Source organism: Kitasatospora sp. NPDC058444 (genome assembly GCF_042721415.1).
Lineage (GTDB): Bacteria > Actinomycetota > Actinomycetes > Streptomycetales > Streptomycetaceae > Kitasatospora.
In genome coordinates this window covers 32,198-44,676 of record NZ_JBHXLL010000009.1, presented here as the reverse complement: position 1 = coordinate 44,676, position 12,479 = coordinate 32,198, and the positions used below count along the sequence as shown (strand labels likewise).

11 protein-coding genes are annotated in these 12,479 nt (G+C 74.0%); 4 read left to right on the top strand and 7 right to left on the bottom strand.

The genetic code is table 11. The features are described from left to right. The first annotated feature begins 128 nt into the window (after positions 1–128). Positions 129–683: a hypothetical protein gene (locus ACFWP2_RS12845; protein ID WP_380450409.1), complete on the top strand. Its 555-nt coding sequence runs from the start codon at positions 129–131 to the stop codon at positions 681–683. A gap of 36 nt (positions 684–719) precedes the next feature. Here ACFWP2_RS12845 and ACFWP2_RS12840 read toward each other — a convergent pair whose 3' ends face one another. Further along, on the bottom strand, positions 720–1,262 hold the full coding sequence (locus tag ACFWP2_RS12840; protein WP_380450408.1) for a VOC family protein: 543 nt from the start codon (positions 1,260–1,262) through the stop codon (positions 720–722). Between the two features lie 204 nt (positions 1,263–1,466). Between ACFWP2_RS12840 and ACFWP2_RS12835 the strand changes: the two genes are divergently transcribed. Continuing rightward, positions 1,467–2,024 (top strand): Lrp/AsnC family transcriptional regulator, encoded by a 558-nt coding sequence (locus ACFWP2_RS12835; protein WP_380450407.1) that lies wholly within the window; start codon positions 1,467–1,469, stop codon positions 2,022–2,024. A 167-nt stretch (positions 2,025–2,191) separates the two neighbouring features. After that, positions 2,192–2,962, top strand: coding sequence for a helix-turn-helix domain-containing protein (locus tag ACFWP2_RS12830; protein ID WP_380450406.1), 771 nt, complete (start codon positions 2,192–2,194; stop codon positions 2,960–2,962). Positions 2,963–2,972: 10 nt separating this feature from the next. Here the strand turns inward: ACFWP2_RS12830 and ACFWP2_RS12825 are convergent, their stop codons facing one another. From ACFWP2_RS12825 to ACFWP2_RS12815, 3 genes are all read right to left on the bottom strand, one after another. Beyond that, the gene (locus ACFWP2_RS12825) at positions 2,973–3,779 is read right to left on the bottom strand and encodes a S16 family serine protease (protein WP_380450405.1); all 807 of its coding nucleotides are present in this window, start codon (positions 3,777–3,779) and stop codon (positions 2,973–2,975) included. A 38-nt stretch (positions 3,780–3,817) separates the two neighbouring features. Next, positions 3,818–4,468 carry an IclR family transcriptional regulator gene (locus ACFWP2_RS12820; protein WP_049654777.1) on the bottom strand — a complete coding sequence of 217 codons (651 nt, stop codon included), beginning with the start codon at positions 4,466–4,468 and terminating at the stop codon, positions 3,818–3,820. Positions 4,469–4,896: 428 nt separating this feature from the next. Continuing rightward, a complete protein-coding gene (locus ACFWP2_RS12815) occupies positions 4,897–6,729 on the bottom strand; it encodes a DEAD/DEAH box helicase (RefSeq protein ID WP_380450555.1) in 1,833 nt (610 codons plus the stop codon). A 312-nt stretch (positions 6,730–7,041) separates the two neighbouring features. On the opposite strand from ACFWP2_RS12815, the gene ACFWP2_RS12810 reads away from it, so the two are divergent. Beyond that, positions 7,042–7,467, top strand: coding sequence for an SsgA family sporulation/cell division regulator (locus tag ACFWP2_RS12810; protein ID WP_380450404.1), 426 nt, complete (start codon positions 7,042–7,044; stop codon positions 7,465–7,467). Positions 7,468–7,625: 158 nt separating this feature from the next. Here ACFWP2_RS12810 and ACFWP2_RS12805 read toward each other — a convergent pair whose 3' ends face one another. The 3 genes from ACFWP2_RS12805 to ACFWP2_RS12795 are packed head-to-tail and all read right to left on the bottom strand — an operon-like array spanning position 7,626 to position 12,159. Next, a complete protein-coding gene (locus ACFWP2_RS12805; RefSeq protein WP_380450403.1) occupies positions 7,626–10,229 on the bottom strand; it encodes a rhomboid family intramembrane serine protease in 2,604 nt (867 codons plus the stop codon). Further along, positions 10,196–11,521, bottom strand: coding sequence for an alpha/beta hydrolase (locus ACFWP2_RS12800; RefSeq protein WP_380450402.1), 1,326 nt, complete (start codon positions 11,519–11,521; stop codon positions 10,196–10,198). Before ACFWP2_RS12800 ends, ACFWP2_RS12805 begins: the two co-directional genes overlap by 34 nt. Continuing rightward, positions 11,518–12,159, bottom strand: a complete 642-nt coding sequence (locus ACFWP2_RS12795) for a class F sortase (protein WP_380450401.1) — start codon at positions 12,157–12,159, stop codon at positions 11,518–11,520. The genes ACFWP2_RS12800 and ACFWP2_RS12795 overlap by 4 nt, the downstream gene beginning before the upstream one ends. Between the last annotated feature and the right edge of the window lie 320 nt (positions 12,160–12,479).

Genomic DNA, 12,479 nt, shown 5'->3' with positions numbered 1-12,479 from the left:
GCACGGTACGCCATCGCCGGTCAGTGGTCTGTACCACGGGGGTGGGTCCGGACATTGTGCAACTCCCCTGCCGAATACCGGGGGTGCCGGTCTCCATCCGTTTGGAAATACGGCAGGATGTGCGGACGATGCGGAACGGACTGGTACAGCTCGGCGCCTGGGCGGCGGCCACCGGGGCGGCGGTGGCGCTGTCCTGGCTCGGCGTGCACGCGGTGCTGACCGGCGCCGCGTTCGAGCAGCCCGCGGCGATTCCGCTGCCCTCCCCGAAGGCCGACGGCACGCCGCACTCCGCGTCCGCCACCCCGGACCAGCCGCGCGCCACCGCACAGCCCACGACCCCTCCCCCGGCCGCCTCCCCGACCACCGCCGCGGCCACCGCCGCCACCGCGCCGCACGGCCCGGCCCCCGGGACCACCGCCGCGGCGCCCACCCGCCGGCCCGCCCCCACCGCCACCGCGACGTCCACGGTGAAGAGCTACCCGATCCCGGGCGGCAAGGTGGCACTGGACCTGAAGCCGGACCGGGCCACCCTGGTGTCCGCCACCCCGGACCCGGGCTGGCAGATGCAGGTGTGGACCGACGGCCAGTGGCTGCGGGTCGACTTCACCCGCGGCGACGAGGCCAACTCGGTCTTCGCCTCCTGGAACGGCCACCCGCCGGTGGTGGAGACGGTGATCCGCTGAGCCGCGGATCCGGACGCCCCCTCGGGCGACCGGCCGTCAGAAGCCGTCGCACGGCACGTACCCCGGCAGGTAGGGCCCCACGTACCCGGCCCGGTCCACCAGGGTGTGCCTGGTCCCGCCCGGCACCCCGATGGTGGCCAGCACCACCGCGCCGTAGTCGTCCCGCGCCTCGTAGGGCTCGGCCAGCGACAGCGCGCCCCGGTCCACCGCGTAGTCGTAGGCGTAGTAGACGTCCGGCACGCTCACCGCGAGGTCCAGCACCCCGTCCCCGTACCGGTCGAGGTACGCGGTCAGCTCCCGGCCGCGCGGGCCGGTGGCCCGCACCGGGGAGCTGAGCACGATCCGCGTGCCCGGCGCGGCGAGCACGTAGGAGAGGGTCTCCGGCTCACCGGTGTCCGGCCCGGCGTACGCGGTACAGCGCAGCCCGAGCGCGGCGCAGTAGCGGCGGGCCGCCCGCTCGGCGTCGGCGACCGCGAAGACCACCGCGTCGGCGCGGCCCATCGGCAGCGGCCCGGCCTCCGCCGGATCCGGTACGAGGCCGGGCCCGAACAGGGCGGGTTCGGCGGCGGTGTCGGTCATGACTGCCCTCCCGGTAGGCGTACGCACCATCCTGGCCGCCCCCGGCACCGGGGGTGGGGCCCTGAGCACGGGGGTGTGGCTGGAGGGTGGCGCCGGGCCGACCCGCGCGCAACTGTTCCGTTTCCTCCTGGTCAAGCTGTGCCCCGGAGCGGGAGAATCGGCCGCGCCGCTGTACAGAATGCTCACCCCAGGACGGTGCCGTCGATGCCCCCCGCCCGCGTCCCGAGCTCCTCCGGCTCGCCCGACTCCGCCGCGCCGCACGGCACTTCCGCCGCCCCGGCGGGCAGCACCAACGACGCCATCGACGCCCTGGACGGCCGGCTGATCCGGCTGCTCGCCGAGGAGCCCCGGATCGGGGTGCTGGAGTGCTCGCGCCGGCTGCAGGTCGCCCGGGGCACCGTGCAGGCCCGGCTGGACCGGCTCCAGGCCAAGGGCGTGATCGGCGGCTTCGGCCCGGAGGTGGACCCGGCGGCGATCGGCTACCCGGTGACGGCCTTCGCCACCCTGGAGATCTCGCAGGGCCAGGGGGCGGACGTGCGGGCCCACCTGGCGAGCGTGCCGGAGGTGCTGGAGCTGCACACCATCACCGGGATCGGGGACATGCTGGTGCGGATCGTGGCCCGTTCCAACGCCGATCTGCAGCGGGTGATCGACCGGGTGCTGGGCTTCGACGGGATCGTCCGCTCGTCCACCGCGATCGTGCTGGAGAACCCGGTGCCGTACCGGATCCTGCCGCTGGTGGACCAGGCCGCCGCCGAGTAGGGCGGTCCGCGCGGCGCGGCACCGCTCGGGCGCCACGCGCCGATGTGGCGCGGACACGGGGCGCCGAGGCCTCAAGATTTATGTATGAACGTTCTACAAATCCTCGCCCCGCCCTCCGGCCAGCTGAAACCCGGGGCCTGCGCGACCTCCCCCGGGTCGGCCCCTTCATGACCGACGCGGTCGCGGCCGACGGCACCGCCCCCACCCTCATCGCCTCCGCCCGGCGCGCCCTGCGCCTGCTGGAGGCGGCCGCCCGCCACCCCAAGGGCGCCACCGCCAAGCAGCTCGCCCGGGACACCGACCTCGCCCTGGGCACCGCCTACCACCTGCTGCGCACCCTGGTGCACGACCACTACCTGGAACGCCGCGACGGGCTCTACCTGACCGGACCGGCGGTCGCCGGACTGATCCGCGACGACGGACCGGCGACCGGCCGGGCCCGGCTCAGGGCGCTGCTGGACGTGCTCGCCGACGAGCTGTCCGCCGCCGTCTACTTCACCTGGTACCGGCACGGCGAGGTGGAGCTGGTCGAGGCCGCCAGGGCCCCGGGCGCACCGGTGACCGACCGGCACAGCTGGCGGGCCGGCGCGCACGCCCACGCGGCCGGCAAGACCCTGCTGGCCCTGATGACCGCCGAGGAGCGCCGGGCCCACCTGGCCCGCTACCCGATGGTGCCGTTCACCCCGTACACCCTGCGGGACCCGGCCTGCCTGCCGCTGCTGCCGCGCCACGGCCCCCGGCGGGCCGTGGCGATCACCCAGTTCCAGGAGTACGCGCTCGGCACCGCGGGTGCGGCGGTGCCGGTCGTCGCGGGCAACGGCATCGGCGCGATCTCGGTCTCCCTGCCGATGACCCAGGCCCACCGCCTGGCCGGGATCGCCGCCCAGCTGGGCGCCCGGACCGGCGAGGACTTCGCCGCGATGGCCTTCGGGATCTGACGCCGCCCGGTCAGCAGGAGGGGACGCTGCCGCCGCTCCTCAGGGCCTCGAGGGCGGAGACCGACTCGGCGAGGGTGCCCACCGGCACCAGGCGCAGCGACTGCGGGGTGTTCACCTTGGCGTCCGCGCACTCGTCCTTGGGCAGCAGGAACACCGTCGCCCCGTCCCGGGCGGCCGCCTGCGTCTTCAGGGGCACGCCGCCGACCGGGCCGACGGTGCCGTCCTTGTCGATGGTGCCGGTGCCCGCGATGGTGAGCCCGCCGGTGAGGTCGCCGCCCTTGCCGTCGCCGGCCAGCTTGTCGACGATGCCCAGCGCCAGCATCTGGCCGGCGCTCGGGCCGCCGACGTCGCCCAGGTCGATCTTGACCTTCACCTGGTCGGGCGACAGGTGGAGGTAGCCCAGCGCGGCCGCGGTGGCGGCGTCCTGGGACTCGGCCATCTGCTGGGCGGTCGCCTCCTCGGCCTTCGCCGGGTCGGTCTCCGGGTAGACCGTCTCGGTCGGGCGCACCGCTTCCTTCTGGTCGAACCAGGCCTGCATCGAGCGCCAGAAGGTGGTCTTCTCCCCCGCGTTGGTCGCCGTGATGGTGACCATCCGCAGCTCGCCCTCGGTGGTGCGCAGCGGCGCCCCGGTGATGGTGAGCACCGGCCTGTCCTGGTACGTGCCCAGGGTGTCCGCGGTCAGGCCCGGCCAGGTGAGCGTGTACGGCAGCGGGACGAAGGCGGCCACGCCGAACAGCGCGGCGACCAGCACGCCGCACAGCGTGAGCGCGCGGGTCCGCGGGGAGGTGAGGGCCTTGGGGAGCTTGGTGTCGGACACAAGGGGAATCCAAACACACCCGACACCGTGTGCGGGCGCTACCTCAGGGCGTCGGCCACCTCGGTGGCCGCCTCCACCACCCGGGGGCCGACCCGCTCGGGCACCATGCCGTTCAGCATCACCACGCCGACGCTGCCCTCGATGCCGCTCAGTCCGACCAGCGCGGCGGCCGCCCCGCTCGCGCCGGACTGCTCCTCCGCACGGGTGATGACGAAGCCCTGCTCGGGCCTGCGCTGGCTGGGGAAGGTGCGCGCCTCCAGGATCGCCCGGCCGGCCGCGCTCTCGGTGAGCGGATGGCGCAGACCGGTCCGGTAGGCGACGTGGAAGTCGGTCCAGCTGGGCTCGACCACGGCGACGGCCAGTGCCTCGTTGCCGTCCACCAGGGTCAGGTGGGCGGTGGCGCCGAGGTCCTCGGCGAGGCTGCGCAGGGCCGGCAGCGCGGCCTCGCGCAGCAGCGGGTGCACCCGGTGCGCGAGGCGCAGCACGCCGAGGCCCACCCGGGCGCGCCCGCCGATGTCCCGGCGGACCAGGCCGTGCTGTTCCAGGGTGGCCAGCAGCCGGTAGACCACCGTCCGGTTGACGGCCAGCCGGGCCGCCAGCTCGGTGACGGTGAGCCCTCGCTCGGAGTCGGCGAGGAGCTTGAGGACCCGGACGCCGCGGTCCAGGGTCTGGGAGGTCTCGGCAGTCACGACGGGCAATCCTTTCCGCGGCGCTCGCGGGGCGGGCGGCGCCGTTCCCAGGTCGGTGTCGCGCGCAGGTGGGGGTGGCCGCGCTCGGACCGCACGGCGTCGTCCCTGACGCGCACGGCCCCGCGACGCCGTCCCGCGGGGGTTGCCCGGCGGAAGAGCGTGGGGGAAAGGTAGTGAAGGAAATGACGCGGCGGAAGTGGTTGTCCAAAATTCGGGCGTGATCGACTTCAACACCGCTCCGGATTACGGACAAATCCCCGCGATTCGCCGGGTGTGTCGGGGTCCGGACGCGCCCCCGGTCCGATGTCCGGACGCGCCCCCGGGTCCGACGTCCGCTGGCACCGCCGGTCCGACGTCCGGACGCGCCCGCGCCCGGCGCGCGGACGGGCCGGAGCGGACGGGCCGTACGGAGCCCGCCGACCGTCCGGTTACTTGGCCCACTCCCGGATCTTCGCGATCCGCGCGTTGAGCTGGTTGGCGGTGGCCTGCGCGGTGAGCGGCCCGCCGCACTGGCGGCGCAGCTCGTTGTGGATGGTGCCGTGCGGCTGGCTGGTGCGGTGGTGCCAGGCGGCCACCAGCGCGTTCAGCTCCTTGCGCAGCTCCCGCAGTTCCTGGTGGGTGACCACCGGCCGCTGCTCTGCCGGCAGCTCCAGCAGGTCGGCCTCCTCGGCGGGCTTGGTCCTGCTGCGCTGGATCTGCCGGTGCTGGCGCTTCTGGAGCAGCATCTGCACCTGGTCCGGCTCCAGCAGGCCCGGGATGCCGAGGTAGTCCTCCTCCTCCTCGCTCCCCGGGTGGGCCTGCATGCCGAACTCCATGGCGTTGTACAGCACCCGGTCGAAGACCGCGTCGGAGCCCAGCGCCTCGTAGGAGAACTCCTCGCCGCCCGCGCCGTCCGGCCCGTCGTTGGCCCGCTCGGCCTCGGCGAGCAGCCGGTCCTCCTCGTCGAAGAGGCCCTCGCCCTCCTTCTTCGGCCGGTCCAGCACGTGGTCGCGCTGGAGCTCCATCTCGTTGGCGAAGCCCAGCAGCAGCGGGATGGTCGGCAGGAAGACGGAGGCGGTCTCGCCGCGCTTGCGGGCGCGCACGAAGCGGCCGACGGCCTGGGCGAAGAACAGCGGGGTGGAGATCGAGGTCGCGTACACCCCGACGCAGAGCCGGGGCACGTCGACGCCCTCGGACACCATGCGGACGGCGACCATCCAGCGCGAGGTCCCCTCCGCGTAGTCGGAGATCCGCTTGGACGCCTCGGTCTCGTCCGAGAGCACCAGGGTGACCTTCTCGCCGCTGATCTCGCGCAGCATCTTGGCGTACGCCCGGGCCACGTTCTGGTCGGTGGCGATGACCAGCCCGCCGGCGTCCGGGATCGCCTTGCGGACCTCGGTGAGGCGCCGGTCGGCGGCCTGGAGCACGGCCGGGATCCACTCTCCCTGCGGGGACAGCGCGGTGCGCCAGGCCTGGGCGATCAGGTCCTTGGTCATCGGCTCGCCGAGCCGGGCCTCCAGCTCGTCGCCGGACTTGGTGCGCCAGCGCATGTTGCCGCTGTAGCTGAGGAAGATCACCGGGCGGACGACGTGGTCGGCCAGCGCGTGCCCGTAGCCGTAGGTGTAGTCGGCGACGGACTTGCGGATGCCGTCGCCGCCGGCCTCGTACGCCACGAACGGGATCGGGTTGGTGTCCGAGCGGAACGGCGTACCGGTCAGCGCCAGTCGGCGGGTGGCCGGTTCGAAGGCCTCGAAGCAGGCCTCGCCCCAGGACTTGGAGTCACCGGCGTGGTGGATCTCGTCCATGATCACGAGGGTCTTGCGGGCCTCGGTCCGGTTGCGGTGCAGCATCGGGTTGACCCCGACGCCCGCGTAGGTGACCACGATGCCGTGGTAGTCCCGGGACAGCGGCCCGGAGGAGTACCCCGGGTCCAGTCGGATGCCTATCCGTGCCGCGGCCTCGGCCCACTGCTTCTTCAGGTGCTCGGTCGGCGCGACGACGGTCACCTGCTGCACCAGGTGGTTGTGCAGCAGGTACGAGGCGAGGGTGAGGGCGAAGGTGGTCTTCCCCGCGCCCGGGGTGGCGACCGCGAGGAAGTCGCGCGGCTGCGTCTCGATGTACTTGTCCAGGGCACCCTGCTGCCAGGCCCGCAGCTTGCCCGCGGTGCCCCAGGGGGCACGGCCGGGGAAGGCCGGGGAGAGGTGGTGCGAACCGGCGGGCGCGGCGTGGCCGACGGATCGGACGGGCGCCTGCGGCTCCGGGGCGTCGGAGAAGAGCGGCAACGAGGAGGCGGCGGCAGTACTCACGGTCTCCGAGGGGGGATCATCGCAGGTCAGAGGCGGTTTCGCGGCCTCGCCCCGCGGTCGGGCGGCGATCGGACAACCCGCCCAGCGTACCGGTTCCGGCGTCGTTCGGGCCTCCAGGCGGGGCTCCGCGCCGGGCCCGCGCGGCCGGAAATCGCTGTGACCCGGATCACACGGGATGTCCCGTGAAACCCGGTAATCACCACCGGTCCCGGGACTCTCACCAGGGTGAGGCCGCACCAACCCCCACCTGCCGCCGCGCGGCCTCGCACCGAACCGAAGGGACCACCCGTGCGCACCGTCGAAGAGACCGTCCAGGCCCGCCTGATCCTCTCCACCCACCGCTCGGTCCGGCTGCGGGTGGTGCTCTCCTACCGGCCGGAGGACCCGCTGGCCGTCCGGATGGCCTTCCCGGCCGAGTTCTCGCTGGACGACCCCGCCGAACGCCGGGACTCCGAGGACATCGTCTGGATCTTCGCGCGCCAGCTGCTCTCGGCCGGCATCGAGCTGCCGGCCGGTGTCGGCGACGTCCACGTCCGGCCCGCGGTCGGCCGGCGCACCATGGTCGAGCTGCGGGCCCCCGAGGGCATCGCCCTGCTCCAGTTCGACACCGCCGACCTGCGCCGCTTCCTGTGGCGCAGCCGGCTGCTCGTCCCCGAGGGCGAGGAGCACCTGCACCTGGACGCCGACCGCGCGCTCGCCCAGCTGCTCGGCTGACGGGCGGCGGCGGCCGGGAGCGCCCCCGCGCTTCCGGGCCGTGACGCGCCCGCCGGCCTCCGGCCGGTGAGTCGCCCGCTCGCCGGTGAGCCGTCGGCGGCGACCCGGGTCCGGGGCCCGGGAAGCCCGTACGGCCGCCCACCCGCCTCCCGGGCGGATCAGCCCGAGAGCTTGCGCATCAGCCGGACGCCCTGGGCCGCCGTCAGGTGCGGCAGGTACGCCTTGCCGATCGCCCTGGTGATGCCGGGCAGCGCGGCCGGGTCGGGGTACGCCATGTACATCGGCCGGTACTCCGGCTGGAACTTCGCCTTGAACGCCAGCAGCGAGCGGAAGCCGTACACCGGCTCCAGCACCTTGCCCATCCAGTCCAGCATCCGCTGCAGCCCGGTGGGCTCCTCGTCCTGCCCGGTGCGGGCCAGCGGCGCGCCCGACAGCGACAGGAAGCGGGCGCCCTCCTCCTTGAAGCCGAGCGCGGCCGAGGCGATCAGGAACTCGCTGACGCCGCGGAAGCCGTCCGAGCGCCGGCGCATGAAGTCCAGCGTCCAGCCGACCGGCACGCCGTCCTCGTACACCGGCATCCAGCTGGTCAGCCCGTGCACCACCCGCTGCTCGTCCACCGCGATCAGCACCCGCACGTCCGGGTCGTCCAGCTCCTCCAGCCCGCCGAGCGTGAAGCCCATCTCCGGCAGGCCCTTCTCGGAGACCCACTCCTCGGAGATCGCCCGGATCTGCTCCCGCAGGGCGAGCGGCGCCTCGTGGTACGCCCACCACTCCGCGGAGATGCCCTGCTTGCCGGCCTTGTTGAGGGCGGTGCGGATGTCCTGCCACTTGCGGCCGGTGAAGGCCAGCTCGGGCAGCGGCACCACGGTGTCCTCGGCGACCTGCACCGAACGCCAACCGAGCTGCGCGGCGGCGGCCCTGGTCTCGCCGCAGACGCTGTAGAAGCACGGCGTCCAGCCGCGCGCGTCGCAGTACCGGGCGAAGCCGGCCACCGCCCGGGCCCGGTCCTCCGGCGCGCCGAACGGGTCGCCGGTGGTCAGCGCGACGGTGCCCACCACCCGGTAGGCGACGGCCGCCCGGCCCTCCTCGTCGAACCAGTAGTGGTTGCCGTCCCAGGTGGCGATGAACGAGAGCGTCCCGCCGCCGTGCTCGGTCAGCAGTGCCCGCGCCCGGGCGGCCGCCGCCGTGTCGGTGTGCAGCACCGGGCGGCGGAAGACGGACAGCAGCACGGCCAGCGCGACGGCCCAGAACGCCAGCCCGCAGTACGTCTCCAGGAAGCGCGCCACCGGCCCGACCGCGATCGGGTAGTCCGGCAGCAGGTCGTTGTACGCGGGCGGCAGGAACTGGGCCGGCAGCCCGGCCACCAGCCGGCGGGCGGTCGCCCCCGGCTCGAACTCCCCGGCCGCCAGCCGCCCGACCCCCACGTAGGTGGCCGCGGAGGCGAACGCCGCGCCGCCGAGCACCAGGGCCAGCCGACGCACCGAGCGGCCGGACAGCCGCAGCGGGAAGCGCTTGCGGGTGACCACCAGCAGGACGGTGGTCAGCAGCGGCAGCAGCAGCGCCTCGACGAAGTACTGCACCACGTCCCGGCTCACCGGCCCGGCGTCCAGGTACAGCCAGCACAGCAGCGCCGCCCAGAGCAGCTCGGTGGCCACGGTGACCAGCCAGGCGAGCCGCAGCCCCCGGCGCAGCCCCTCGGCGAGCACCAGCAGCAGTGCCGGGAAGAGCGCGGCCATCATCCGGCCCGGAGTGTCGAAGATCCGCACGACGGCGTGCGCGCGGGCGCAGTCGTGCGCCGACAGCGCGCAGAAGTCGGCGACCTCGTCCGGGCTGAGCCGGTGCGAGAAGTACAGCTCGGAGAAGGTGTTGAACGGCCCGCTGGCGTTGTCGTACAGCGAGGCCAGCAGCGGCCCGAAGGCGGCGGCGACCAGGCAGAGCGCGACCAGCACCCGGGTCTCGGAGTGCGAGGAGCGGTGGGAGCGCAGGTGCGGGCGGCCCCGGCTGACCAGCGCGCCAAGGCCGAGCCCGGCCAGCGCGGCGGCGCACCGCTGGACGCTCTGCAGGTGGCCCACGTACAGCGTCATCACCAGCGGAACGAGCAGCACCAGCAGGTGCAGCCGGCGGCGCCAGAGCACGGTGAGGCGGTACCCGAGCACCCCGGCCAGCGCGAACACGCCGACGCCGGGGCCGACCGAGATCTGGTCGGCCACCGAGACGGTCCACTGCTCCCCCGCCGCGGAGCCGCCCGCGACCAGCGCGGTGCCCAGCAGGGTGCCGACGACCTGCCCGCCGACCAGCACCGCGAGGGTGCGCGGCCGCCCGAGCCGGTGCTCGGCGGCCGGGCCGACCAGGAGCAGCAGCAGGCTGGTGAACACGTACGAGCCGCTGCCCGAGCACCAGAACATCGAGGTGACCGGCGTCCACCAGTGACCCTCGGCCAGCGTGGACAGGCCGATCCCGGCCCGGTCCAGCAGCCGGTCGGACGGGCCGTGGCCCAGGCTGCCGGTGGCCGCGCCGAGCAGCCAGAGCCCGGCCAGCAGGGTCAGCGTCAGCGGCGCCGAGCGCAGCCGGGAGCCGAGCGCCCTGGCGGCCCGCCGGACCCGCTGCGGGCGCGGCTCGGCCGTGCGGGTGACCGGGGCCCGGTCGGTGCCCCGGTCGGCCGTGCGCTCGGCGTCCGGCCCGGGTCCGCGCTGTTCGCCGACGGTGGCCAGCACGGTCCCCGCCCCGGTCACCGGGTCAGCCCGGTCTGCTGGGCGAGCCACGGGAGCTGCTCGGCGATGCCGGGGCGGAAGACGACCCAGCCGTGGCCGCCCGGCATCAGGTCGAACTTGGCCTTCATTCCGGCCGCCTGCGCGGCCTGGTAGACCTTCTGCATCTGCGGTCTGAACTCCTCGTCGGTCTCGCCGACGACCAACGCGACGTTGGTGTCCGGGAACTTCTTGCGGGCCATCACATGGAGCGGATCGACCGCCTCGAACTTCTTCTCGTCACCACCGAACGCGGCCTTGACGGTCTGCTCCCGGCTGCCCAGGGTCGGTTCCTCCTGCCCGGACATGTCGAGGACGGTGCCGTACACGTCGGGCGCGTTGACGCCGAGCTGGAGCGCGCAGGTGCCGCCCATGGAGGCGCCCCCGATCGCCCAGGCGGTGCGGCCGGTCGCGGCCTGGAGGTTCTGGTGGACCCAGTCCGGCACGTCCACCGCCAGGTACGTCTGGGCGTTGGCGATCTTGGAGTCGAAGCAGAGCGTGTTGTTCCAGGTCGAGCCGAGCTGATCGGGCATCACCACGATCGGCGCGAGGCCGCCGTGGTTCGCGGCGAAGGCGTCCAGCGCCTCGTTGATCTGCGCGGAGAGCACCCAGTCCCCCGGGATGCCGGGCTGACCGGTGATCATCACGACCACCGGCAGCAGCGGCCGCGGGGTGGCCTGGTAGGCGGGCGGGAGGTAGACGTACGCGTCGCGGGCCTTGAAGCCCGACTTGGTGCCGGGGATCGGCACCACCGAGACGGTGCCCTTCTGGGGCAGGTCAGCCGGGGGCTTCCAGAGGTCCTCCAGCGAGTTGCCGGGCGGGGCGCTCACGACCTGGCCCGCCTTGGTGGCGGTCAGCCCGTCGGTCTTGGTCAGCCACGGCGCCAGCATCACGCGCCCGCTCGGGAACTGGCCGAAGCCGATGTTGACCTCGGAGGAGGCCATCAGCAGCACCAGGCCGCTCAGGCCCAGCGCGATCCCGCGCCGCCTCCAGGTGAGCCGGCTCATCCGGTAGCCGGCGAGACAGAGCCCGAGCAGGGCGACGGCTATCCACTCGGTGACGTACCGGGGGGTGCCTTCGGGGAAGGGGTGCCACCAGCCGTCGACCACGACGTCCAGCAGCCAGCTGAGCGCGGCGGCGGTGAACAGCGCGGCGGGCAGGCGTACCCGCCACCATCGGCGGTCGCGGCCGATGGCGAGCGCGAACAGCGCCGCCCAGCCGGCCGCCAGCACGGCGTGCGGGATCAGGCCCTCGGTGAGCGGCCAGTCGATCGGGTTCCAGCGGGTGGCAAGGATCTGCGTGGTCATGCGGCTTTGCCCGGCAGGGTGGTGTCGGCCAGGAAACCGTAGGCGACGACGTTGCCGTCGTAGCCGTGTTCCTCGCTGTACGAACCGCCACAGGTGATCACCCGCAGCTGCGCGTCAGCGGCCTGACGATAGACCCGGTCGTCCGGGAAGTCCTTTCGGTCGTGCACTTCGATGGAGTAGAGCTGGTAGACGGCGGTGGCGCCGTCCGCCCGGACGATCTCGATCCGATCCCCCCGACGGAGCGCGCCCAGATGATAGAAGACCGCGGGTCCGGACTTGTTGTCGACGTGCCCCGCGAGGATCGCGGTGCCGCGCTGACCGGGGCTGGCCCCGCCGCGGAACCAGCCCGCCAGGTTGCGGTCCGACTCGGGCGGGGTCTGGAGGTGGCCCTCGGCGTCCAGCCCGAGCGGGGTGACCGGGGCGTCCAGCCGCACCGCCGGGATGCGGATCCGGGTCGGTGCGGACGGGCCCAGCGGCGGAACGATCGAGACCGGCGCGATCCCGATCCGGGCCTGGCCGGCCCCCGGCACCGGCGGCAGCGACGAGCCCCCGTCGTGCAGCAGCCAGGCACCGAGCACCAGCGCGGCTCCCGCCGCCAGGGTGCCCGGCCACGGACCCCTGCTCTGCTGGACGCCCACGGGCGCTCCCCTCTGCCGACGGAATCCCGCTTCCTGGGAGTTTCCTGGGAACAATTCAACCGGAACGGACTGTAAGGCACGTCCATACGACGGTCGTATCGGCACCCGCCGATCGGCAGGGCAGACGGCCTTTTTCGTGCGCCGCGTGGGCGCCCGGTCGCAGAGCGCGACGGCCGCCTCCCGCATCCGCTCGCTGCGGGAACACGCCCGACACGACCTACCGACGGTTCCACGGCCCCGATCGGTTGCGGCGTTCGGGCGATCACTCACGACCGCGCGCTGCGCCGCCCCGACCGGCCCCGCCCTCGTGCCATGCTGAC